This is a genomic window from Rhodoferax sp. (assembly GCF_028715765.1).
Classification (GTDB): domain Bacteria; phylum Pseudomonadota; class Gammaproteobacteria; order Burkholderiales; family Burkholderiaceae_C; genus Rhodoferax.
In genome coordinates this window covers 1-23,263 of the sequence record NZ_JAQURE010000048.1, presented here as the reverse complement: position 1 = coordinate 23,263, position 23,263 = coordinate 1, and the positions used below count along the sequence as shown (strand labels likewise).

Here is a 23,263-nt window from a genome sequence, read left to right as displayed (position 1 = left end):
CACATGGATGTCTGCGAAATGCCGCGACAGTAAAACCTTGGAGGCGGATGTAGATGAAATACTTGACAACTTCGGCTCAAAATATAAATTCGCGTTTTAACGTATCTAACTTATGCTTAATGGCTTAAATTAGTATATTTTGTGATTATTTATTTTGTAAAAATTAACTGAATACGACCTGATTATTAAATGCTCAAATTTTTGGTTTTACCTAAATATGGTAAATTAGGCGCTTCATCCCGAATGCGGTTGTTTCAATATGTACCGCAGCTTGAGCAAGCAGGTGCTGAAGTGACTGTGAGTCCGTTGCTGTCTGATGCGATGCTGCAGGCGCGTTATCAGCGCGGTGCGTATGGGGTGTGGGCGCTTTTACGAGCTTATTCAAGGCGGCTGATGACATTGCTTGGCAGCCAGCAATTTGATCTGGTCTGGATTGAAAAAGAAGCCCTGCCATGGTTTCCTGCGTGGTTTGAGCGCTTGCTGTTGCGCCGTGTGCCCTATGTTTTGGATTTTGATGATGCCATTTTTCACAATTACGATTTGCACCGCGTTCTTTGGGTGCGCCATGTGTATGGGCGGAGAATAGATCGGTTGATGGCGGGCGCCCGGTTGGTGGTCACGGGAAATCGGTATATGGCAGATCGGGCAACCGCTGCCGCTGCCCAGTGGGTTGAGGTGCTTCCAACGGTGGTTGATTTGGTGCTGTACGCTGCCAAACCAAGTTATCGGGTTGCCGCAAAACCACGTATTGTGTGGATTGGCTCGCCTTCTACGGTGCCGTATTTGCTGGCATTGGCACAACCGCTGAGTGCGCTGGCTAAACGACAGCCGTTCTCGTTGCGGGTCATTGGCGGTGGCGTGGTCACCATGCCGGGTGTGGATGTGGAGGCTGTGAATTGGTCGGCTGACACAGAGGCGGCGCAAATTGCTGAGTGTGATGTGGGAATCATGCCCTTGAAAAACTCGCCCTGGGAGCAGGGAAAATGCGCCTACAAGCTGATTCAGTACATGGCGTGCGGATTGCCTACAGTGGCATCGTCCGTAGGTGCCAACCGGGATGTGCTGCGCGAGGGTGAAACTGGTTTCTTTGCCGACACGGATGATGAGTGGATAGAAAGAATAGAAATGCTTTTGTGTAATGTGGCTTTACGTCAGCTTTTGGGGCAGGCCGGACGCGTGCGAGTCGAAGCCAACTATTGTTTGCAGCAAACAGCGCCAAGGTTGGTTCGCCTTCTCATGGATGCTGGCGTGCATTGACGATGGGCGGCTTGCTTGCACTTTTTTTGGGTGTTGACCTTGCATCGGTTAACGTTGTTTGCGTGCCCCAAGGCCGCACGCCGTGAAAACCCTCGCCATCATCTCCAGCCAGGCGTTTTCTCTGGTCAATTTCCGGGGCCGTTTGATTGCGGACTTGGTCGCGCAAGGGGATCGGGTATACGCGCTGGCCCCCGACTACACCGAAGACCTTCATGCACAGGTGAGCGCGTTGGGCGCCATACCAGTCTCGTTCGAGTTGACCCGCACCGGCATGAGCCCGTGGCATGACCTGCTCAGCACGATCAAGCTGACCACTCTGTTGCGTCAATTGAAGCCAGATGTCACGTTGAGCTATTTCATCAAGCCGGTGATTTACGGTACGCTGGCGGGTTGGATTGTACGGGTGCCACACCGAGTGGCCATGATTGAAGGTTTGGGCTATGTGTTCACCGAAACCGGCTCCAAGCTGTCTTGGTCGCGCGTGCTGCTGCGTGAAGGTGTGTCGCTGTTGTACCGCATCGCGTTGTCGCGGGCGCACCGGGTCATTTTCTTGAACAAGGATGACATTTTTAATTTTCTCAAGCTGGGCTTGGTTGACTTGCCCAAAATCTGTCATCTGGACGGCATCGGTGTTGATCTTGACTACTGGACTGTAGCGGCACCGGTTGCCTCCCCTGTGACGTTCTTGCTTGCAGCGCGGCTGCTGCGAGAAAAAGGGATCATTGAATTTGCGCAAGCGGCCACCCAGGTCAAGGCGCGTTATCCGCAGACCCGCTTCATTTTGCTTGGCGCACTCGACCCCAATCCTGGCAGTTTGGACATTGCACAGGTGCAGCGACTGGTGAATGACGGCATCATGGAGTGGCCAGGCCATGTCAACCTCAAACCCTGGATGGCACAGGCCAGCGTCTATGTGCTGCCGTCCTACCGCGAGGGTTTGCCGCGCAGCACACAAGAAGCCATGGCCATGGGGCGCGCAGTAATCACCACTGACGTGCCGGGCTGCCGCGAGACGGTGGCAGATGGTGTCAATGGCTTTTTGGTGCCCGCACGCGATGCTGCAGCGCTGGCTCAGGCCATGCTGAAGTTTGTCCAGCATCCGGAATTGATTGAAGCCATGGGCTTGCAAAGCCGGCGCATGGTGGAGGCGCGGTTTGATGTCAAAAAAATCAATCCTCAGTTGCTTGGTATGTTGGATTTAGAAATTAATCAATTTAATAAATAAAAATATCTCTAAAAACAGATATATGTCGATTTTTAGTATATTTACACTGGTTTAAAGTTTAATTTATATAATATTGCAGTGATTCGATGAGTGGTATCAGTCATATAAATAAGCTGCTTGTCACAGGCTCCAATGGCTGGGTTGGGCGTGCAGCGTGTGCCTCGATTGAAAATCGTGGCTGGTCTGTGCGGGCTGCTGTGCGGTCGACTTCAGTGGCTGACTTGCCTGATGATGTGGTGCAAGTGGGCAGCGTGAACAACCAGACCCACTGGGCGCCTGCACTTTCAGGCATCCACACCGTGCTGCATTGTGCCGCCCGCGTCCACGTCATGACCGACACCGCTCAAGACCCTTTGTCTGAGTTCCGCAAAGTCAACGTCGATGGCACGCTCAATTTGGCCCGTCAGGCAAGCGCAGCAGGTGTCAAGCGCTATATTTTTATGAGCTCCGTCAAGGTCAATGGTGAATCCACTCGATCTGGTCACTCCTTTACCGAAGCCGACACAGCCAACCCCCAAGACCCCTACGCCATCAGCAAGTTTGAGGCCGAACAAGGCTTGCGCCAGATCGCTGCCGTCACGGGCATGGAAGTCGTCATCATTCGCCCTCCTTTGGTTTACGGCCCGGGTGTGAAAGCTAATTTTGCCGCCCTCATGCACGCCGTGCAGCGCGGCTGGCCGCTGCCTTTAGGCGCGGCGCACAACCAGCGCAGCCTGGTGGCGCTGGACAACTTGGTCGATTTCATCCTCACCTGTGCCACCCACCCCAGCGCTGCCAACCAGACTTTTTTGGTCAGCGACGGGCAAGACCTGTCCACCACCGAGCTGGTGCGCGGCATGGCACGCGCGGCCAACGTGCCCACACGTTTGCTGCCGATACCTGTGTGGGCGTTGCAAACGGCGGGTCAATGGCTGGGTCAAGGGGCTGCCGTACAACGCTTGTGTGGTAATTTGCAATTAGATATTTCCAAAGCACGAAAACTTTTAAATTGGTCGCCCCCCTTGTCTGTGGAAGAAGGATTAAGGCGAGCCATGGCATCCACCCATTGATATGAAAAGATTTTTAGATTTGGTGTTAACCCTGGTTGCCGGGGTTATTTTGTTTGTTCCCATCATCATTGCCTGCCTGATGGTGAGGTTAACCTCTCATGGCCCGATTCTCTATTGGTCGGATCGGGTTGGGCGCGACAACAAACTCTTCAAAATGCCCAAATTTCGCAGCATGCAGGTAGGCACGCCAGCGGTGGCAACGCATTTATTATCCAATCCTGATGTTTATCTCACGCCCATTGGGAGTTTTTTGCGTAAATCCAGTTTGGATGAATTGCCACAACTGTGGAGTATCTTTGTCGGTGACATGAGTTTTGTCGGCCCGCGGCCAGCTTTGTTTAACCAGCATGATTTGATTGAGTTGCGAACCCAAGCTGGCATTCACCAACTGGTGCCGGGTCTCACAGGGTGGGCTCAAATCAACGGCCGTGACGAGCTGCCAATACCTGCCAAAGTAGCCTTGGATGCAGAATATCTCAAGCGCCAATCTTTCTGGTTTGATTTAAAAATTATTCTGCTCACTGCCATCAAGGTCATAAAACGAGATAATATCGTTCATTAAGAACCACTTTCCATGTGGCAACAGGGATTTTAAAAAACTTTACCTACAGGTGTTGGATATGACAAATTTAATTGAGATTCAAGCGCAAATTGCCTTGCTGCAAAAGCAAGCCGAAGAAATCAAAGCCCAAGAATTTAACAAGACAGTGGCTGAAATCAAAGCCAAAATGGAAGCCTTTGGTATTACCTTGGCTGACCTTGACAGCGGTAAAAACCGCGTGCGCAAACCCACCACCAAATCCGCCAACCCCGCGCCTGCCAAATACCGTGGCCCCAATGGCGAAACCTGGAGCGGCCGTGGCCTCATGCCGCGCTGGTTGGCGGCCTTGGTGGCGCAAGGGCAAAGCAAAGACTCATTTGCCATCTAAAGTGATGTGATGTGTGTGCTGCGTGGTCTGGGCAGTGCGCTGCTCTGACCACGACAAGTGCCAAATTCCAAGCCACTGCACCACGTGCTGTGCTCCCTCTTGCAGTCTGTCTGTTCCCTGCCATGACCCAAACTCCCTCACTTTTACCCGGCGACCAAGCCAATATTTTGGCCAAGGCCTTGCCCTACATCCGCAAATTCCACGGCAAAACCATGGTCATCAAATACGGCGGCAACGCTATGACCGACCCTGCTTTGCAGCAAGCCTTTGCCGAAGACGTGGTGCTGCTCAAGTTGGTGGGCATCAACCCGGTGGTGGTGCATGGCGGCGGCCCGCAAATTGAAGGCTTGCTCAAACGCCTGGGCAAAAAAGGCGAATTCATTCAGGGCATGCGCGTGACCGATGCCGAGACCATGGAAGTGGTTGAGTGGGTGCTGGCTGGTGAAGTTCAGCAAGACATTGTGGGTTTGATCAACCATGCGGGCGGCAAAGCGGTGGGCTTGACCGGGCGCGATGGCGGTTTGATCCGCGCCCAAAAACTCAAGATGGTTGACAACGCAGACGCCAGCAAAGAGCACGACGTGGGGCAGGTGGGCGACATTGTCAGCATTGACCCGAGTGTGGTGAAAGCCTTGCAAGAAGATGCCTTCATCCCCGTCATCAGCCCGATTGGGTTTGGTGAGCACAACGAAAGCTACAACATCAATGCCGACGTGGTGGCTGCCAAACTGGCCACCGTGCTCAAAGCCGAAAAGCTGATGATGCTGACCAACATCAGCGGCGTGCTCAACAAAGCCGGTGAGTTGTTGACCGACTTGACCGCCAAGCGCATTGACGAGCTGTTTCTTGACGGCACGATTTCGGGTGGCATGCTGCCCAAAATTGCCGGTGCGCTCGATGCCGCCAAAAGCGGTGTTAACTCGGTGCACATCATTGACGGCCGCGTGCCCCATGTGCTGCTGCTTGAAATCCTGACCGATCAGGCTTTTGGCACCATGATCCGCTCGCATTGAGTTGCTATTTAAAGTGGAGCTGCTTACGCTTATTTGACAAGCGCTAGAGCATGATTTCATTCATAAAACCGGGTCAACTTCTGACTTAGGTGTTTACCCTTAAAAGTCCTAGATAAGCCTATCTAAGACCTGTTTGGGGGTGCCTTCGGGGCTTGAGTTGGTGCAAAATAGAACGGTCGTTCTTTTTGTGCCAACATCTCATGACCACTGTCACCTCGTCTACCCCGACCCGCCGCCGCAGCAGCAACGGCGCACGCGCGCTGCAAAAAGGCCAGCAAACCAAGCAAGCCATTGTGGATGCCGCCCTGGGGCTGGCCGAACAAATTGGCCTGGAAGGCTTGAGCATTGGCGCGCTGGCTGAAATCACCCGCATGAGCAAGTCTGGCGTGTTTGCCCACTTTGGCTCGCGTGAAGAGCTGCAAATCTCGGTCATTCGCGCTTACTACCAGCGCTTCTCGGACGAAGTTTTTTACCCGGCCATGAATGCCCCGCGTGGCTTGCCGCGCGTGCGTGCCTTGTTTGACAACTGGATGAAGCGCGTGGCCATCGAAATCCAGTCGGGCTGTATTTTCATCAGCGGGGCCGTCGAGTTTGACGACCGCCCGGGCGCAGTGCGCGATGCCCTGGCCAGCTCGGTACAAACCTGGCTGGCCGCCATGCACCGCGCCGTGGAGCAAGCCAAAGAAACTGGCCATCTGGTGCCCGACGCAGACGAGGCACAAATGGCCTTCGAAATTCATGGCCTGATATTGGCGCTGCACTACGAAGCCCGGTTTTTAAAAAACCCTGGTGCCATTGAACGCGCCCACACCGGTTTTGAAAACATCTTGTTGCGCTACGGCAAAGCACCTGCCCGAACCACCTCGCGCTGACGCACGCATTGCCCGCTTTTTTACCCCACCATTTTTTCAAGGAGACTCTCATGGCTGTTTACACCCCCCCGCTGCGCGACATGCAGTTTGTGATGCACGAGTTGCTCAACGTCACGGCTGATTTGCAAGCCATGCCAGTACATGCTGACATGGATGCCGACACCATCAACGCCGTGCTGGAAGAAGGCGGTAAATTTGCCGCTGAAGTCTTGCTACCGCTCAACATTTCGGGTGATGCTGAAGGCTGCCAGCTCGACATCACCACCCATGCGGTGACCACCCCCACCGGCTACAAAGCCGCCTACAAACAGTACATTGACGGCGGCTGGGCCGCGCTGGCCTGCGACCCCGCGTTTGGTGGCCAGGGCCTGCCGCTGGTGGTGAACCAGTGTTTTTACGAGATGATGAACTCGGCCAACCAGGCCTGGACCATGTACCCCGGCCTGACCCACGGTGCGTATGCCGCGCTGCACACCCATGGCACACCCGAGCAAAAAGCCACCTACCTGCACAAGATGACCAGCGGCGAGTGGACTGGCACCATGTGCCTGACCGAGCCGCATTGCGGCACCGATCTGGGCTTGATGCGCACCAAAGCCGAGCCTCAGGGTGATGGCACTTACAAGCTCACTGGCAACAAGATTTTCATCAGCGCCGGTGAGCACGACCTGGCTGACAACATCATCCATCTGGTGCTGGCACGCCTGCCCGATGCGCCTCCCGGCATCAAGGGCGTGAGCCTGTTCATCGTGCCCAAATTTCTCGTCAACGCCGATGGCTCTTTGGGCGCACGCAACGGCATTTACTGCGGTGGCCTGGAACACAAGATGGGCATCAAGTCCAACGCCACGGCGCAAATCGTGCTCGACGGCGCGGTGGGCACCATGGTGGGCCAGCCCAACAAAGGCATGCAAGGCATGTTTGTGATGATGAACGCGGCCCGCCTGGGGGTTGGCAACCAGTCTCTCGGCCTGACCGAAGTGGCTTTTCAGAACGCGTTGGCCTACGCCAAAGACCGCATCCAGATGCGCTCACTCACCGGCCCTAAGGCCAAAGACAAACCGGCAGACCCGATCATCGTGCACCCCGATGTGCGCAAGATGCTGCTCACTGCCAAGGCCTATGCCGAAGGTGGCCGCGCATTGCTATGCTTTAGTTCAATGCTACTGGAAAAAGAGCACAACCATCCCGACGAGGCAGTGCGCAAAGAAGCCGGCGAACTGCTTGCTCTGTTGACCCCGATCTGCAAAGCTTTTCTGACTGACAACGGCCACATCTCCACCAACGCCTGCATGCAGGTGTTTGGCGGCCACGGTTTCATCAAGGAATGGGGCATGGAGCAGTTTGTGCGCGACAACCGCATCAACATGATTTACGAGGGCACCAACACCATCCAGAGCCTGGACTTGCTGGGCCGCAAGGTGCTCTCCAACAACGGCGCCACGCTCAAGAAGTTCGGCAAGCTGGTGGGCGCCTTGGTGGCTGAAGAAGGCGTGAATGAAAAAATGGCCGAGTTCATTACCCCGATTGCCATTCTGGGCGAGCAAATGACCAAGTTCACCACCGAGCTGGGCTTCAAAGGCTTCCAGAACCCTGACGAAGTGGGCGCAGCCGCGGTGGACTACTTGCGTGTCGCGGGCCACCTGGTGTTTGGTTACTTTTGGGCACGCATGGCGCAAGTGGCACTGCGCCAAATCGCGGCCGCTGAACAGGAAGGCAAGCCGACCGACCCGTTCTACGTCGCCAAGTTGCAAACGGCGCGTTTTTACTTTGCCAAGCTGTTCCCCGAGACCGCTACCGCCATGCGCACGGCCCGCGCCGGCAGCAAGGTCTTGATGGACACCGATGCCGCCCTGGCCTGAACTCATTTATCAAGGAAAAAAACATGTCCCGATTCAATGTGAAAAAAGTTGCCGTGCTCGGTGCAGGCGTGATGGGCGCGCAAATTGCCGCACACCTGGTCAATTGCAAAGTGCCGGTCGTCTTGTTCGACCTGCCGGCCAAAGAAGGCCACAAAAACGGCATCGTCACCCGTGCCGTGGATGGCCTGAAAAAGCTCAAACCGTCGCCGCTGGGCGTGGCGGCCGATGCGGCCTTGATTGGCCAAGCCAACTACGAAGAGCACATGGAGCAGCTGCGTGACTGCGACCTGATCATCGAAGCCATTGCCGAGCGCATGGACTGGAAGCTTGACCTTTACAAAAAGATCGCCCCGTTCATTGGCCCCCAGACCATCGTGGCCTCCAACACCTCGGGCTTGTCGATCACCAAATTGAGCGAAGTGTTGCCTGAAGAACTCAAGCCACGCTTTTGCGGCATCCACTTCTTCAACCCGCCACGCTACATGCAGTTGGTGGAGCTCATCAACACGCCCACCACCGAGCCGCACATTCTGGACAAGCTGGAGGCCTTTGTCACCAGCGCCCTGGGCAAAGGCGTGGTGCGCGCCAAAGACACGCCCAACTTCATTGCCAACCGTGTCGGCATTGCCGGCATGCTGGCCACCATGAAAGAGGTAGAAAACTTTGGCCTCAGCTATGACGTGGTCGATGATCTCACCGGCAAAAAGCTTGGCCGCGCCAGCTCGGGCACATTCCGCACCGCCGATGTGGTGGGGCTGGACACCATGGCGCACGTGATCAAAACATTGCAAGACACCTTGTCGATCGACACCGATCCGTTTTATGGCAGTTTTGCCACCCCCGAAGTGCTCAAGACCCTGCTGGAAATGGGCAACCTGGGGCAGAAAACCAAAGCCGGTTTCTTCAAAAAAGTCGGGCGCGACATCATGCGCTTTGACCTGGCTGGCAAAGAGTATGTGCCTGCGGGTCAAAAGGCTGACGAGGTTTACACCCGCATGCTGAAAAAGCCCGCAGCTGAACGCCTGCAATTGCTGCGCAATGCAGAGGGCGCACAAGGCCAGTTTTTGTGGGCCATTTTGCGCAACGCCTTCCATTACGCTGCGGTGCACCTGGGCACGATTGCCGACAACGCGCGTGACGTGGACTTTTGCATGCGCTGGGGCTTTGGCATGAAGCAGGGCCCGTTTGAGCTCTGGCAAGAAGCCGGTTGGTTGACCGTGGCCAACATGGTCAAGGAAGACATTGACGCGGGCAAGGCACTGTGCAGTGCACCGTTGCCCGACTGGGTCTTCAAAGGTCCGGTGGCTGATGCGGGTGGCGTGCACACCCCGCAAGGCTCGTGGAATCCGACAACAGGCCAATTTGTGCCCGTGCGCAGTTTGCCGGTGTATGCGCGCCAGCACTTCCCGGAGAGCGTGCTGGGTGCCAACGCACCGTCAGCTGCCACGGCAGGCACCACCCTGTTTGAAGACGATGCCATCCGCCTGTGGACGCTCGACGACGAGGTGGTCATTGCCAGCATCAAGACCAAGATGCACGCCATTGGCCCGGACGTGATCGAAGGCCTGTTGCAAGGTCTGGCCTTGGCCGAAGACAGCTACAAAGGCCTGGTGATCTGGAGCAACGACGAGGTGTTCTCGGCCGGCGCCGACCTGCAAGCCATGCTGCCTGCCTTCATGACGGGTGGGGTCAAAGCCATTGAAACAGCCGAACTGGAGATGCAGCAAGCCATGCTCAAGCTGCGTTACGCCAATGTGCCGGTGGTCTCTGCCGTGCGCGGCCTGGCGCTGGGCGGCGGCTGCGAGCTGGCGGCCTACAGTGCCAAACGCGTGGTAGCCATGGAAAGCTACATGGGCCTGGTGGAGGTGGGTGTGGGGCTGGTGCCCGGTGGTGGCGGTCTGGCCTACATCGCCCGGCGTGCGGCTGAAAATGCCGCCAACTCTACCGGCAAAGACCTGCTGCCGTTCCTGACCGAAGGCTTTACCGCCGCCGCCATGGCCAAGGTGGGAACCAGCGCGCTTGAATGCAAAAAACTGGGCTATCTGCTCGACAGCGACGTGATCGTGCCGCACAAGGACGAACTGTTGTTTGTGGCCATCAACGAAGCCCGCGCCCTGTTCAACAGCGGTTACCGCGCGCCGCTCAAGCGCCAGTTCCCGGTGGCCGGGCGCAGTGGTTTGGCCACCATCAAAGGCACCTTGGTCAACATGCGCGACGGCGGCTTCATCAGCGCCTATGACTTCTTCATTGCCAGCCAGATCGCCTGGGTGGTGTGTGGCGGTGACGTGGATGCCGGCAGCCTGGCGGACGAAGACTACCTGATGACGCTGGAACGCAAAGCCTTCGGTACCCTGCTCGCCAACCCCAAAACGCAGGAGCGCATCATGGGCATGATGTCCACCGGCAAGCCGGTTCGCAATTGACCTCGTGCGCATGAACAAGTTGTTCAATGGGTTGTTACTTTGGGCATGCAACGCCGGGCATCTGTCTTGCTCCTTCCCCCTCTGGGGGAAGGTTGGGATGGGGGCTTGACCCCTGCCACCAGACCCATGCAACACCAAGCTCCGCCACGCATCCGCGCATTCGCCCAAGCATTGCGCCGCAACATGACCGACAGAGAACGTCGTTTATGGGCGGGTTTGCGCTCGGAACAACTGGGTTTCAAATTCCGCCGCCAGCATCCCTTAGGGTGCTACATCGCAGACTTTGCGTGCCTGGCACCGAAGCTCATTGTCGAACTCGATGGTTCGCAACATCAGGCTGCAGGCGCTTATGACGAGCAGCGCAGTGCCTTTTTTTGCGATCAAGGTTTTGATCTGCTCCGGTTTCCTTCCAATGCACCGCTTGTTGATCTTGAAGCTGTGCTGCAAACCATCTTGAATCGGGTCAATTTATTGGCTACATCAAGCCCCCATCCCTGCCTTCCCCCAGAGGGGGAAGGAGCAATACCAATTCCTACAGGAGTCTCACCATGAAACTAATTTCTGATGCCTACATCGTTGCTGCCACGCGCAGCCCCATCGGCAAATCTTCTCGCGGATTTTTCCGCAACATGCGCCCCGATGACCTCTTGGTCAAGGTGCTGCAGTCTGCGCTGGCGCAAGCGCCGGGGCTGGACCCCGAGGCCATCGAAGACATCATTTGCGGCTGCGCCATGCCCGAAGGCCAGCAGGGCCTGAACATTGCCCGCACCGCCGCCGTGCTGGCGGGTTTGCCCACCCGTGTTGGCGGGGTCACCGTGAACCGCTTCTGTGCCTCGGGCGTGACTGCCATTCAGATGGCCGCCGACCGCATCCGTGTGGGCGAGGCCGACGTGATGATCGCCGCTGGTGTTGAGAGCATGAGCATGGTGCCCATGGGCGGTAACGCGCCGTCGTTCTCGCCGCTGATGTTTGAGCGTGACGAAGACATTGGCATTGCCTACGGCATGGGTCTCACGGCTGAAAAAGTGGCCACGCAATGGAAGGTGAGCCGCGAAGCGCAAGATGCCTTTGCGCTGCAATCGCACCAGCGCGCCTTGGCTGCCCAAGCCGCGGGTTATTTCAGCGCCGAGACCACCCCGATTGAAGTGACCGACCGCGCGCCGAACCTGGCCACCGGCGAAGTCATTGAGAAAAAACGTGTGGTGAGTGTGGACGAAGGGGCCCGCCCGGACACCAGTCTGGAAGGGCTGGCCAAGCTCAAGTCACCCTTTGCGGCACGCGGTTCTGTCACGGCGGGCAACAGCTCGCAAACCTCTGACGGTGCCGGTGCCTTGATACTGGCCAGCGAAAAGGCCGTCAAACAATTTGGCCTGAAACCGCTGGCGCGTTTTGTGAGTTTTGCCGCCAAGGGCGTGCCGCCGCAGTTCATGGGCATTGGCCCGATCGAGGCCATACCCGCAGCACTCAAAAACGGTGGGCTGACGCTGGATCAGCTCGACTGGATTGAGCTCAACGAGGCCTTTGCCGCGCAAAGCCTGGCCGTCATCAACACCTTGGGGTTAGACCCGGCTCGCGTCAACCCGATGGGCGGCGCCATTGCGCTGGGACACCCACTGGGGGCTACCGGCGCCATCCGCGCCGCCACCGTGATTCACGGCCTGCAACGCACCGGCGGCAAATACGGCATGGTCACCATGTGCATTGGCATGGGGCAGGGCGCGGCTGGTATTTTTGAGCGCGTCTGATAACCTTCAGATTTCACCAGGGTCTGCGTTGTGCTGAACCCAACTCCACAAAATCCTGGCTCGTGCCGGGATTTTGTGCTATCTGAAAGAGGAATTTCCCATGACCGACCTTCTGATTGACACCAGCGAGCGGGTGCTCACCATCACCTTCAACCGGGTAGACAAAAAAAATTCGTTCACCCAAGCTATGTACGCCGACATGGCGCGGCAGCTGACTGCGGCGCAAACCGATGACGCAGTGCGTGTGGTGGTGTTTCAAGGTCACCCGCTGGTCTTCAGCTCGGGCAACGACGTGGCAGATTTTTTAAGCGCGCCGCCCGTTTCTGAAGACGCGCCGGTATTTCAGTTCATGCAGGCGTTGAACCGCTTCACCAAGCCGCTGGTGGCCGCTGTGGCGGGCCCGGCGGTGGGCATTGGCACCACGCTGCTGTTTCATTGCGACCTGGTCTATGCCGGCGACAACGCGGCGTTTGCCATGCCCTTTGTCAACCTGGGGGTGTGCCCTGAGGCGGCTTCGAGCTTGCTGGCACCGCAGCGCATGGGCTATGGCCGTGCGGCCGAGGCGCTGCTGCTGGGTGAGCCCTTTTTGGCCGAAGCCGCCCTGGACATGGGCTTGGTCAGCCGCATTGTGCCGCCCACTGAGGTCAATGCACTGGCGCAGCGCCAGGCGCAAAAGCTGGCCACCAAACCGCTTGCTTCGCTGCTGGCTACCAAGCAGCTGATGAAGCAGGGGCAGGCCGATCTGGTGGCGCAGCGCATGGCCGAAGAAGCGGCGCTGTTTCGCCGGATGTTGGGCGAGCCCGCTGCGCAAGAGGCCTTCCAAGCCTTCATGGCCAAGCGCAAGCCAGACTTCAGCGCGCTTTAACGGGCGCATGGGGTAAACCCCGCCGCCGCACATCCGTTTGAATCGGAGCGCACGGGTTGGGGGGGCAAGAGCTTGCCCGGATTTGTATATAAAATTGGCCTCTAGAGCCTATTAAATAAGCTTAAGTAGCTATTATTAATGAAGTAATTTTCTTCAGCCAAACGCCCCAACCCAACCCACACCATGACCCAACGCACCCCGCCCGCCGCCGCCATTGTTTTTGAAGACGACTTCATTGCCGGTGTGGCGCACATTTTTGAAGAGTTGATTGTGTTCAACCGTGTGCTGGGTTTGAAGATCACCCAAATTGCGCCCGCCCAGGTCAAAGCCCGCATTGACATGCGCCCCGAGTTGGTCGGTCACTACGCCTACAACCGGGTGCATGGTGGCGTCATCAGCGCGGGGCTGGACGCCATGGGCGGTCTGGCGGTGATGGCTGCCATTGGTGCGCGCCACATGGACGAGACGGTGGCGCAGCGGCTGCAGCGTTTTGCCAAGCTTGGCACCATCGACCTGCGGGTGGACTACCTGCGCCCCGGCATTGGCGAGTGCTTTGAACTGCGTGCCGAGGTCATGCGGTTGGGTTCGCGCGTGGCCTCCACCCGCATGGAGTTTTTGGGCGCCGACGGCAAACTGCTCTCCACCGCGTCGGCGGCTTACATCGTGTCGTGAGGCCGTGGCTGGCACTGGCCGAGGTCTAGAATCTTCGGCTCAGACAAGCAGGAAAAAAACATGAAAAAAATCGTTGTTGGTTGGCTCCAGTCGCCCTTGTGGCAACCCGCCTGCAGGCTCATGCGCGGGCTCAAATTCCCCGCCAAGATGGGCTTGATTGCGGTGGCTTTTTTGATTCCCATGGCCTGGCTGGTGGGGTCTATGGTCAGCAGCAGCATGCACCACATTGCCGTGGTGCAGCAAGCGCGCGCCGGAGTGCGTTACGCCAGCGCCACTTACCCCGCCATAGACTTGGCCGGCAAATGGCGCCAGCAGTCGCGCAATGCGGCGTTTGGCGAGTCGGCCGACCAGCTGGCGCAAGCGCGCCAGGCGTTTGACCAAACCTTTGCCTCCTTGCAAGCGCTAGACGCCGAACTGGGTGCTCGGCTCAACGCCCAGGCGAGCTTTGCCACCCTTCACCGCGCCGTGCAGGCCGCCCGCGCCGCCCAACCCCAAGCCGGGGTGAAAGCCGACCCCGAGGCGGTCTACAGCGGCATGATTGGCGTCTCGCGCAGCTTGGCTGAACTGCTTGACACCCTCACCGATGGCGCGGGGCTGACGCTTTCCTCAGAGCTGGCCAGCAACTACTTGGCCACCGCCGTGCTGCAAAAAGCACCCGATGTGATTCAAAACACGGTCGAAGTGCGTGGGCTGGTGCGCACCGCGCTCAAAGCCGGCAGCATCACCCCAGCCCAAGCCGCGCGGCTGCAAGGTTTGCTTGCGCAGCTAGAGCGCGACACCGCGCAGGCCAAGCTGGTGCTGGACAAAGTGCAGGCGGTAGCGCCGCTGTATGGCGCGCAGTTGACCCGGGGTGCTCTTGTGGCCACCGATGCGCTGTTGCAAAGCGTACGCACCAGCGTGCCAGTGGGTGCCACCGAGGTCGCCGGGGACGCGGCTGCCTTTGTGCACCAGGCCAATGACACCTTGCAAAGCCAGTTCGGTCAAGTTGAGAAAAACTTGCAGGTGCTCGATGCCATGCTGGCCCAGCAGCAAGCCGATTTGCAGCGCAGCTTGTGGCTGATGCTGGCGTTGACGGCCGTTTTTTTGTTGCTGGGGGCTTACCTGTGCATGGGGTTTTACAACGCCCTCACGCAAGGCTTTGCGGCACTGCGCTGCCACTTGATCAACATCTCCATGGGCGACTTGCGTGCCACCATTGAGCTGCATGGCCGGGATGAAGTCACCGGCATGCTCAAAGAGCTCTCCAACATGCAGCTGGCGCTGTCGCAAACCATTGCCGAGGTGCAGCACGCCAGCGACGCGGTGGTGACCGCCAGCGTGCAGATTGCCACCGGCACGCAAGACCTGGCGGCGCGCACCGAGTCGGCCGCTGCGGCGCTGGAGCAGTCGTCTGCCGCGCTGGAGCAAACCAACTCGACCGTGGCCATGACGGCTGAGGCCGCCGGCAAGGCCTCTGACATTGCCAGTGGCAACGCCAACACCGCCAGCCAGGGCGGTGCGGTGATGCAAGACGTGGCGGCCACCATGGGGCGCATCCAAGCCTCGTCGCAAAAAATCAGCGACATCATTGGCGTGATTGACGGCATTGCCTTCCAGACCAACATCCTGGCGCTCAATGCCGCGGTAGAAGCCGCCCGCGCCGGTGAGCAAGGCCGCGGTTTTGCCGTGGTGGCCATCGAAGTGCGGGCGCTGGCGGGGCGCAGTGCGGCCGCTGCCAAAGAAATCAAAACCCTCATCACCACCAGCACCGACGAGGTGGCGCGTGGCGCAGACATCGTGCGCCAGGCTGGTGAACACATGCACCAGATTGTGGAAAACGCGGCGCACGTGAAAGACCTGCTTGACGAAGTGGCCAACGGTGCGCGTGAACAAAGCCTGGGCATTGGCCAAATTGGCGAAGCCGTGCATGAGCTTGACCGCAACACCCAGGCCAATGCCGCGCTGGTGGAAGAAACCGCCGCCGCCTCCAGCCACCTCAGTACCGCTGCGGTGCGCATGGCGGCGCAAGTCGATGAGTTCCGCCTGCCCAACGCACCCGCTTCACCCCTGGTGGAAGGCATTGATGTGGATGCCATCATTGACGGCCACCGCCAATGGAAGGTGAAACTGCGTGATGCCATTGAGTCTGGCGACAAGGTCGATGTGGCCACCCTCTCGCGTGACGACTGTTGTGGGCTGGGCCAGTGGATTTATGCCGACGGCCAGCGCCTGCGCGGGCGCGCCAGCTTTACCGCATTGGTAGCCAAACATGCGAACTTTCACACCGTGGCCGCAGAGGTGGGCACGCTCATCAACACCGGGCGTTTTGAGCAAGCCATCGATGCCCTGGCACCCAACACCGCCTTTACCCAGGCCACCAGCGAGGTGGTGAGCGTGCTGTCTGCGGCCAAACGGCTGGGGTTTGTTTAGGTTGGCAGCCCGAGTCCGCCTGAACGGCGCCCAGAATTGAATCGGGTTTTTATATGTAAAAAGTGGCTCTAGCCCTTTATTTATATGCGTCACCAGCTATCAAAAAAATATATGTGCGCAGGTCTTGTTGCGCCGCGCCGGGCGTGTTTGCTGGCGCTGGCATCGGCTTGGTTGACTGCTGATACTTGGGCGCAAGGGGTGGCGAAGTCGCCGCGCACCCGGGTGCTTGCGTTTGCCCAAGACACCCTGAAAAACGACTTTCGGCGGGCGCAGCTGTATGAAGTGCGCGACGCTGCGGCGCAGCAGCCCACGCTGTCGTTTGTGTACTCAGACGCGCAGGGACAAACCTCGCTGCTGATTCACCAGATTGAGCAGTTCATTGCGCAAAAGGTCGATGTGCTGGTGCTGGGCACCAATGACGAGCATGCCGTGGCGCCGGTGGTGCGCAAGGCTTACCAAGCGGGCATTCGCGTCATCGTGCTCGACCGCGGCATTCAAGGCCAAGACTACAGCGCCTTCATTCACTCTGACAACATCCACATTGGCGCCATCGGTGCCGAGTTCATTGCCAAACAGCTCAAGGGGCAAGGCCAGGTGTTGCTGTTTGAGGGGCTGCAAACGGCCGACGTGACACACCTGCGCAGCAAAGGCTTCATGGCCGTGATGGCGCGCCACCCGGGCATCAAGGTCATCAAGCGCACGGGTAACTATTTGCGCAAAGACGCCCTGCTTGCCATGGATCAGCTGCTGGCTCAGGGCACCCGCGTGCAGGCCATTTTTTCTGAAAGCGACAGCATGCTCAGCGGTGCTCGGGTGGCGCTGCAAAACCACCGCATTGCCCCCACCAGCCTGATCACGGTGGGCTGCGACTACACCAGCGAGGCGCGCGACGCCATTCGCAACGGCAGCCAAACCGGCTCAGTGCTGTTTCCGCTGGGCGGCACGCAAGCCGTGGCGGTGGCGCTGCAGCTGCTGGCCCGCCAAGCCGTGCCCAAAGATGTGTTGATTCCGGTCAAGCTGGTGACGCGCGACAATGTGAACCAGGTCAAGCCTATTTTTTAATCTTTTTTGTCACGCTGCCTGATGACATTTTTACAGTCGCTTCGGCTCCATTTGGCCAACAAGCTGGCCTTGCTGGTGACCACCGCGGTGATCTTGACGGTGGCGGCATTGGGCATTTATTTTGAGCTCTACTTGCGCCAAAGTCTGCTCGACGGCACTCGCGTGCGCATGCAGCACGCCTACCAGCGGCTTGATTTCAACCTCAACAACATTGCCGTAGAGCTGACCTCAGGGGTGGACTATGCCAGCCGCGAAGAACCATTGGTAGCTTCGCTCGAGCTGATCAACCACTACCAAGACAAGGCGCACTACAACACCGTGCTGCTGGACGAAGAGAAAAAAACCCTGGCGCAAGAGCTGCTGGAGCGGGTCAAGTTTTCGCTCAACAGCGATGCGGCCTTGTATGACCAACACCATGAGCTGGTGGCGTTTGTCACGCGCTTGCCGGCCGGCTACCAGCTCGGGTTTGTGTCTTTTGCCCAGGGCGATGCGCTGGTCTGGACGCGGCTGGAGACCGAGCGCGAATTTCAACCCGGCGTGCTGCCTGTCCACGGGCACATCGAGTCAGCGCATGTGGCACGCGCCGTGGCCGAGGCTGCCTCAACCGCCGGGCTGGTCACTCTGCTGCGCTCGGGCAATCAATTGCAATTGCAAAGCCACCAAAACATGCGCGACAGCGCAACCGGCAAGCATTTAGGGCACATGGAACTGAGCTTCACCCTGGATGATGCTTATTTCAAGCGCTTGTCCAACGACATGGACATTGAGCTGACCCGCAGCTTTGACAGCCCCTATGCCGCCCAGGCACAGCCGTTGGCCGCCCGCAACGAGGGTGCCGCGTTGACGGTGCTGGAGTCGCCAGAAAAATACCTCAGCGTGCTGAAAAAAGACACGCTCGATGGCCCGGTGTACTTCACCGTGGCGCTGGACAAGGCGCGTGAGAACGCGCTCATCAACACCCAGCGCTGGCGCATGGCGGCGTTTTTGCTGGTGATCGCGGTTGGCATCTTGTTTTACATGCGCCTGGTGCTGCAGCGCAACTTGATCGCGCCGATTGACCGGTTGATGCTGCACATTCGCCGCATCCGCCAAGGCAACTACACCGAATGCACACACATGGCGACTGGCGACGAGCTTGAAGAAATTGGCCAAAGCATCAACACCCTGGGGCAAACCGTGGCGCAGCGTGAGGCTGCGCTGGAAAAAGCCCGCCAGGAGGCCGATTACCTGTCCAAGCACGACGTCGTCACCGGCCTGCCCAACCAGCGCTTCATGGCCGAGCGCATGGCGCATGCGCTGCAGCTTGCGCACCGCAACCACAGCCAATTGGCGTTGCTTTTTTTGGACCTGGATCAGTTCAAGCTGGTCAACGACACGCTCGGTCACCCCGTTGGCGACCAGCTGCTGGCCAAAATTGCCGAGCGCTTTGGCCAAGCCATGCGCAGCAGTGACACCCTGGCGCGGGTTGGCGGTGACGAGTTCAACATCCTGATTGAAAACCTGCCAACGCCTGCCGACCTGGAGCGGGTGCTGGCCAAATACATGGCCTTGTTTGCCACGCCTTTCACTTGCGCAGAGCACCAGATCAACATCACCGTCAGCATTGGCGTGGCGCTGTACCCGGCCGATGGGCATGACAGCGTGAGCCTGCTCAAGCACGCCGACCTGGCGGTCTACGCGGCCAAAGAAAAAGGCCGCAACACCTATTGCTACTACACCCCAGACATGTCGCGTCTGGCCGGTGAGCGGGTCGAGTTGATTCGCGACCTCAAGCGCGCCATTGACGCTGGTGACCAGTTTGAGATGTATTACCAGCCCAAGGTCAGTGCGCAAACGGGGCAGGTGGTGTCGGCCGAGGCGCTGATACGCTGGCACAAGCCGGGGGTGGGGCTGGTGCCGCCGTTCAAGTTCATCCCACTGGCCGAAGAAACCCGCCAGATCATTGCCATGGGCGACTGGCTGATCGGCCAAGTCTGCCGCGACCTGGTGCACTTTGCCCGGCTGGATGTGGTGCTGCAGCACGTCAGTTTGAATGTGTCAAACGTGCAGCTGCAAGGCCATGACCTGAAGGCGGTGCTGGCGCAGGCGCTGCAGCAGCACCAGGTGCAGGCGTCCCAGATCGAGCTGGAAATCACCGAGAGCTATGTGGCGCAAGACACGCCGCTGGCCATTGAGTCTTTGCACGCCTTTCGCGCCATGGGGTTTGCCCTGGCCATTGACGACTTTGGCACCGGTTACTCGTCTTTGAGCTACCTGAAAAAGCTGCCGTTTACCCGCTTGAAAATCGACAAATCGTTTGTCGACGGCCTGCCCGGCGACCCCGACAGCGAGGCCATAGCCCGCGCCATCATTGGCCTGGCCAAAAATTTTGGCCTGTCTGTGACTGCCGAAGGAGTGGAGCGCGCCGACCAATTGGCCTTTTTGAAGCGCGAGCAGTGCGACGAAATTCAGGGCTATTACTACGCCAAGCCGATGCCAGTGCCTGAGTTTGTGGCGTTTTACCGCGCTCACCAAGCCGCGCTGCTGCCTGCCTGATTTTTATGAAAAATTGGCCTCTAGCGCTTATGGAATAAGCGTATACAGCTATTTATTACATAGTATCAGGCGGCGTTGGTTTGGGCACTTCACGCGGGTTGCCTTGCTCGTCAATGGCCACGTAGGTGAGCGAGGCCTCGGTCACTTTGGTGTATTGGCCTTGCAGCCTGAAGTGCTCGGCATACACCTCCACCTTGACCGTGATCGAGGTGCGGCCAATGCGCACCAGCTTGCTGAAAAAACTCAAAATGTCGCCTACCCGCACCGGCTGCTTGAAGACGAATTCGTTCACCGCCACGGTGGCCATGCGGCCTTGGGTGTAGCGGGCCGGAATCACCGCACCGGCCAGATCAACCTGTGCCATGACCCAGCCGCCAAAAATGTCGCCATTGGCATTGCAGTCGCGCGGCAGCGGAATCACCTTGAGCACCAGCTCTTCGTCGGTGGGCAGTTGCACCCGCGCCGCGCTGCTTTTGCGGTCGGTTTTGGCGGGCGTGGGGGTGCTGGCCTGGCCGCTGGGGGCGGTGGCTTGGGGCTGGGGCGTGAGGGGGTTTGCAGACATGGGCACAATCCTGTCAGTTTGTCTAATTTCCCCAATGGTTGGGGTTCTCACTGATTGTCCTCTATGCGTCGCCATGCTTCTGCCGCCTCCAGCGGCCTGTCCACCTCTTCCAGCGACATTGCGCCGCGCTCTGACTGGGCCACGCTGCAGCGCCTGTTTCCCTACCTGTGGCAATACAAATGGCGGGTCATGGCGGCGCTGGCCTTCATGGTGGGCGCCAAGCTGGCCAATGTGGGCGTGCCGCTGCTGCTGAAAGACCTGGTCGATACCATGAACCCCAAGGGCGCGCTGGGGGCGCAGGCGCTGCTGGTGGTGCCGCTGGGGCTGCTGGTGGCTTATGGCCTGCTGCGCTTGTCAACCACCGTGTTTGCCGAGCTGCGCGAGCTGATTTTTGCCAAGGCCACCGAGGGCGCGTCCCGCAGCATCAGCCTGCAGGTGTTTCGCCACCTGCACGCCTTGAGCCTGCGCTTTCACCTGGAGCGCCAGACCGGCGGTATGACGCGCGACATTGAGCGTGGCACCCGGGCCGTGCATTCGCTGATTTCTTACTCGCTTTACAGCATCTTCCCCACACTGATTGAGGTGACGCTGGTGCTGAGCATTTTGGCGGTCAAGTTTGATGCGTGGTTTGCCTGGATCACCATCGCCGCGCTCATTTTGTACATTGTGTTCACCATTGTGGTGACCGAGTGGCGCACCCAGTTCAGAAAGCAAATGAACGAGTTGGACAGCACCGCGCACAGCCGCGCCATTGACTCGCTGCTGAATTACGAGACGGTCAAGTACTTCAACAACGAAGAATTCGAGGCCAAGCGTTACGACGACAACCTGGAGCGCTACCGCAAGGCGGCGCTGAAAAGCCAAACCACCCTGAGCGTGCTCAACACCGGTCAGCAGCTCATCATTGCCGCCGGCCTGGTGCTGATGCTGTGGCGCGCCACGCAGGGCGTGGTGGACGGCCGCATGACGCTGGGCGACTTGGTGATGGTCAACGCCTTCATGATCCAGCTCTACATTCCGCTGGGTTTTCTGGGCGTGCTCTACCGCGAGATCAAACAGGGTCTGACTGACCTGGAAAAAATGTTCACCCTGATGGAGCGCGAGCGCGAAATTGCCGATGTGCCCGGGGCGTTGCCGTTGCAGTTGGGGAATGGTTTGGTTGCAAGCCCCCATCCCAACCTTCCCCCAAAGGCGGGAAGGGGCAAGGCAGAAGCGGATTTGACCCCTTCCCCCGCTGGGGGAAGGTTGGGATGGGGGCTTGACGCGTCTGCCAGCCAAGCCAGCGTGCGTTTCAGTCATGTCAACTTCGCCTACGACCCCGCCCGACCTATTCTGCACGACATCAGTTTTGACATTCCGGCTGGCAAAACCGTGGCCGTGGTCGGACCCTCGGGTTCGGGCAAGTCCACGCTGGCACGGCTGCTGTTTCGCTTTTATGACGTGCAAAGCGGCCAGATTTTGATTGCCGGTCAAGACATCAAGCAAGTCACCCAGGCCAGCGTGCGTGCTGCCATTGGCATCGTGCCGCAAGACACCGTGTTGTTCAACGACACCGTGGAATACAACATTGCCTATGGCAAACCCGGCGCCACACGCGCTGAGGTGGAGGAGGCCGCCAAGTCCGCCCACATCCACAACTTCATCGCCGCCACGCCCAAGGGCTACGACACCATGGTGGGCGAGCGCGGCCTGAAACTCTCGGGCGGCGAAAAGCAGCGCGTGGCGATTGCCCGCACCCTGCTCAAAAACCCGCCGATTCTGATTTTTGACGAAGCCACCAGCGCGCTGGACAGTGCCAACGAGCGTGCCATTCAGGCCGAACTGCAAAGCGTGGCACAAAACAAGACCACGCTGGTCATTGCGCACCGCCTGTCCACGGTGGTGGATGCGCATGAGATTCTGGTGATGGAAGCCGGGCGCATTCTGGAGCGCGGCTCGCATGCGGAGTTGCTGGCAGCCAATGGCCGCTATGCGCAGATGTGGGCGCTGCAGCAGAGTTCGGAGTAGGTTTTTAAGCCTTTTAGGCCTCTAGCCCTTATAAAATATGCGCGAGTAGCTATTTAAATAATAGCTATTTTGATGTGGAAAGTTATGTTTATTTCGGACTCTTGGCTGTTGGGTCTGAGGCAGAAGTGGCCATTCGCCACAAGCATCTTGCAAACGGCCTAATTTGGGGGTCATGTCTCTAGGTATTCGGGAGCTAGTGGCTGACTAATTGCCACAAATCGCGTTCGTGATCGAATCTAAAGTTACAACTTCCTAAAAATGATCGTAGCAAGTGAGTACTACTAAATAAGGTTCGCTGCGACGATTGCATCGACTTCGATCCGAGCTTGGTATTCGGTCAAGCCCTGCTCCATCAAATTGATCTTGCCCCTGTTTTCCGGACTCCTTAAGCCACCATTTATGCGGACTTCTTGTCTTGCTGCTGGGCCGCTGTCCAGCGTTGCTCAAACGTCATTGGGCTGACGTAGCCTAACGTTGAGTGCAATCTTTTGTGATTGTAAAAGTTGATCCAGTCCATGACCTCATCCATGGCCTCGCGCCGAGTGGCAAACTTTCTGCCGTACAACCTGCCAACCTTCAATCGACCCCACAAGCTCTCAGTAGGCGCGTTGTCCCAGCAATTGCCTTTGCGGCTCATGGACGATTTCATTTCAAAGCGTTTGAGTTCACCCTGAAACTCATGACTGCAATACTGGCTGCCACGGTCTGAGTGGAAGATCAACCCTGGCTTTGGACTGCGCCTGAACCACGCCATGCGCAGTGCATCTGTCACGGCG

Annotated in this window: 19 protein-coding genes; 17 read left to right on the top strand and 2 right to left on the bottom strand. The window is 58.3% G+C overall.

What is annotated here, in order from left to right; all coding sequences use genetic code 11:
* The first annotated feature begins 243 nt into the window (after positions 1 to 243).
* The 16 genes from PHT20_RS13935 (at position 244) to PHT20_RS13860 (ending at position 19,918) form a co-directional block, all read left to right on the top strand.
* Positions 244 to 1,257: a glycosyltransferase family 4 protein gene (locus PHT20_RS13935; RefSeq protein WP_300084610.1), complete on the top strand. Its 1,014-nt coding sequence runs from the start codon at positions 244 to 246 to the stop codon at positions 1,255 to 1,257.
* A gap of 82 nt (positions 1,258 to 1,339) precedes the next feature.
* Positions 1,340 to 2,482, top strand: a complete 1,143-nt coding sequence (locus PHT20_RS13930) for a glycosyltransferase family 4 protein (RefSeq protein WP_300084609.1) — start codon at positions 1,340 to 1,342, stop codon at positions 2,480 to 2,482.
* An 86-nt stretch (positions 2,483 to 2,568) separates the two neighbouring features.
* On the top strand, positions 2,569 to 3,531 hold the full coding sequence (locus PHT20_RS13925) for an SDR family oxidoreductase (protein WP_301020984.1): 963 nt from the start codon (positions 2,569 to 2,571) through the stop codon (positions 3,529 to 3,531).
* A gap of 1 nt (position 3,532) precedes the next feature.
* Complete coding sequence (locus PHT20_RS13920; protein WP_300087621.1) at positions 3,533 to 4,093, top strand: sugar transferase; 561 nt, start codon at positions 3,533 to 3,535, stop codon at positions 4,091 to 4,093.
* A gap of 58 nt (positions 4,094 to 4,151) precedes the next feature.
* Complete coding sequence (locus tag PHT20_RS13915; RefSeq protein ID WP_300087619.1) at positions 4,152 to 4,460, top strand: H-NS histone family protein; 309 nt, start codon at positions 4,152 to 4,154, stop codon at positions 4,458 to 4,460.
* 122 nt (positions 4,461 to 4,582) lie between these two features.
* On the top strand, positions 4,583 to 5,473 hold the full coding sequence (gene argB / locus PHT20_RS13910; protein ID WP_300087617.1) for an acetylglutamate kinase: 891 nt from the start codon (positions 4,583 to 4,585) through the stop codon (positions 5,471 to 5,473).
* Positions 5,474 to 5,673: 200 nt separating this feature from the next.
* The gene (locus PHT20_RS13905) at positions 5,674 to 6,345 is read left to right on the top strand and encodes a TetR/AcrR family transcriptional regulator (protein ID WP_301020983.1); all 672 of its coding nucleotides are present in this window, start codon (positions 5,674 to 5,676) and stop codon (positions 6,343 to 6,345) included.
* Positions 6,346 to 6,395: 50 nt separating this feature from the next.
* On the top strand, positions 6,396 to 8,207 hold the full coding sequence (locus PHT20_RS13900) for an acyl-CoA dehydrogenase C-terminal domain-containing protein (RefSeq protein ID WP_301020982.1): 1,812 nt from the start codon (positions 6,396 to 6,398) through the stop codon (positions 8,205 to 8,207).
* 23 nt (positions 8,208 to 8,230) lie between these two features.
* Positions 8,231 to 10,630: a 3-hydroxyacyl-CoA dehydrogenase/enoyl-CoA hydratase family protein gene (locus PHT20_RS13895; RefSeq protein WP_301020981.1), complete on the top strand. Its 2,400-nt coding sequence runs from the start codon at positions 8,231 to 8,233 to the stop codon at positions 10,628 to 10,630.
* A gap of 126 nt (positions 10,631 to 10,756) precedes the next feature.
* Positions 10,757 to 11,182 carry a DUF559 domain-containing protein gene (locus PHT20_RS13890; RefSeq protein WP_301020980.1) on the top strand — a complete coding sequence of 142 codons (426 nt, stop codon included), beginning with the start codon at positions 10,757 to 10,759 and terminating at the stop codon, positions 11,180 to 11,182.
* Positions 11,179 to 12,375: an acetyl-CoA C-acyltransferase gene (locus PHT20_RS13885; RefSeq protein ID WP_301020979.1), complete on the top strand. Its 1,197-nt coding sequence runs from the start codon at positions 11,179 to 11,181 to the stop codon at positions 12,373 to 12,375. The genes PHT20_RS13890 and PHT20_RS13885 overlap by 4 nt, the downstream gene beginning before the upstream one ends.
* A gap of 100 nt (positions 12,376 to 12,475) precedes the next feature.
* Positions 12,476 to 13,240, top strand: coding sequence for an enoyl-CoA hydratase (locus PHT20_RS13880; RefSeq protein ID WP_301020978.1), 765 nt, complete (start codon positions 12,476 to 12,478; stop codon positions 13,238 to 13,240).
* 183 nt (positions 13,241 to 13,423) lie between these two features.
* Complete coding sequence (locus PHT20_RS13875) at positions 13,424 to 13,912, top strand: thioesterase family protein (protein WP_301020977.1); 489 nt, start codon at positions 13,424 to 13,426, stop codon at positions 13,910 to 13,912.
* A gap of 60 nt (positions 13,913 to 13,972) precedes the next feature.
* A complete protein-coding gene (locus PHT20_RS13870; protein ID WP_301020976.1) occupies positions 13,973 to 16,321 on the top strand; it encodes a methyl-accepting chemotaxis protein in 2,349 nt (782 codons plus the stop codon).
* 111 nt (positions 16,322 to 16,432) lie between these two features.
* Complete coding sequence (locus PHT20_RS13865) at positions 16,433 to 17,383, top strand: substrate-binding domain-containing protein (RefSeq protein ID WP_301020975.1); 951 nt, start codon at positions 16,433 to 16,435, stop codon at positions 17,381 to 17,383.
* A 21-nt stretch (positions 17,384 to 17,404) separates the two neighbouring features.
* Positions 17,405 to 19,918, top strand: coding sequence for an EAL domain-containing protein (locus PHT20_RS13860; protein ID WP_301020974.1), 2,514 nt, complete (start codon positions 17,405 to 17,407; stop codon positions 19,916 to 19,918).
* A gap of 55 nt (positions 19,919 to 19,973) precedes the next feature.
* On the opposite strand, the gene PHT20_RS13855 is transcribed toward PHT20_RS13860, so the two are convergent.
* Positions 19,974 to 20,480 (bottom strand): acyl-CoA thioesterase, encoded by a 507-nt coding sequence (locus tag PHT20_RS13855; RefSeq protein WP_300088593.1) that lies wholly within the window; start codon positions 20,478 to 20,480, stop codon positions 19,974 to 19,976.
* Between the two features lie 63 nt (positions 20,481 to 20,543).
* On the opposite strand from PHT20_RS13855, the gene PHT20_RS13850 reads away from it, so the two are divergent.
* Positions 20,544 to 22,487, top strand: a complete 1,944-nt coding sequence (locus tag PHT20_RS13850; RefSeq protein ID WP_301020973.1) for an ABC transporter ATP-binding protein/permease — start codon at positions 20,544 to 20,546, stop codon at positions 22,485 to 22,487.
* A 397-nt stretch (positions 22,488 to 22,884) separates the two neighbouring features.
* Here PHT20_RS13850 and PHT20_RS13845 read toward each other — a convergent pair.
* Positions 22,885 to 23,263: integrase core domain-containing protein (locus tag PHT20_RS13845; RefSeq protein ID WP_301020972.1), on the bottom strand; the 379-nt coding region annotated here is incomplete at its 5' end.

What these genes read in the sequence shown, in the direction of transcription:
- PHT20_RS13870 (WP_301020976.1), top strand. Translation starts at nt 13,973, where the DNA reads ATGAAAAAAATCGTTGTTGGTTGGCTCCAGTCGCCCTTGTGGCAACCC.
- PHT20_RS13885 (WP_301020979.1), top strand. Translation starts at nt 11,179, where the DNA reads ATGAAACTAATTTCTGATGCCTACATCGTTGCTGCCACGCGCAGCCCC.
- PHT20_RS13920 (WP_300087621.1), top strand. Translation starts at nt 3,533, where the DNA reads ATGAAAAGATTTTTAGATTTGGTGTTAACCCTGGTTGCCGGGGTTATT.
- PHT20_RS13925 (WP_301020984.1), top strand. Translation starts at nt 2,569, where the DNA reads ATGAGTGGTATCAGTCATATAAATAAGCTGCTTGTCACAGGCTCCAAT.
- PHT20_RS13880 (WP_301020978.1), top strand. Translation starts at nt 12,476, where the DNA reads ATGACCGACCTTCTGATTGACACCAGCGAGCGGGTGCTCACCATCACC.
- PHT20_RS13915 (WP_300087619.1), top strand. Translation starts at nt 4,152, where the DNA reads ATGACAAATTTAATTGAGATTCAAGCGCAAATTGCCTTGCTGCAAAAG.
- PHT20_RS13860 (WP_301020974.1), top strand. Translation starts at nt 17,405, where the DNA reads ATGACATTTTTACAGTCGCTTCGGCTCCATTTGGCCAACAAGCTGGCC.
- PHT20_RS13890 (WP_301020980.1), top strand. Translation starts at nt 10,757, where the DNA reads ATGCAACACCAAGCTCCGCCACGCATCCGCGCATTCGCCCAAGCATTG.
- PHT20_RS13855 (WP_300088593.1), bottom strand. Translation starts at nt 20,480, where the DNA reads ATGTCTGCAAACCCCCTCACGCCCCAGCCCCAAGCCACCGCCCCCAGC.
- PHT20_RS13850 (WP_301020973.1), top strand. Translation starts at nt 20,544, where the DNA reads ATGCGTCGCCATGCTTCTGCCGCCTCCAGCGGCCTGTCCACCTCTTCC.
- PHT20_RS13935 (WP_300084610.1), top strand. Translation starts at nt 244, where the DNA reads ATGCGGTTGTTTCAATATGTACCGCAGCTTGAGCAAGCAGGTGCTGAA.
- PHT20_RS13900 (WP_301020982.1), top strand. Translation starts at nt 6,396, where the DNA reads ATGGCTGTTTACACCCCCCCGCTGCGCGACATGCAGTTTGTGATGCAC.
- argB (WP_300087617.1), top strand. Translation starts at nt 4,583, where the DNA reads ATGACCCAAACTCCCTCACTTTTACCCGGCGACCAAGCCAATATTTTG.
- PHT20_RS13875 (WP_301020977.1), top strand. Translation starts at nt 13,424, where the DNA reads ATGACCCAACGCACCCCGCCCGCCGCCGCCATTGTTTTTGAAGACGAC.
- PHT20_RS13865 (WP_301020975.1), top strand. Translation starts at nt 16,433, where the DNA reads ATGTGCGCAGGTCTTGTTGCGCCGCGCCGGGCGTGTTTGCTGGCGCTG.
- PHT20_RS13895 (WP_301020981.1), top strand. Translation starts at nt 8,231, where the DNA reads ATGTCCCGATTCAATGTGAAAAAAGTTGCCGTGCTCGGTGCAGGCGTG.
- PHT20_RS13905 (WP_301020983.1), top strand. Translation starts at nt 5,674, where the DNA reads ATGACCACTGTCACCTCGTCTACCCCGACCCGCCGCCGCAGCAGCAAC.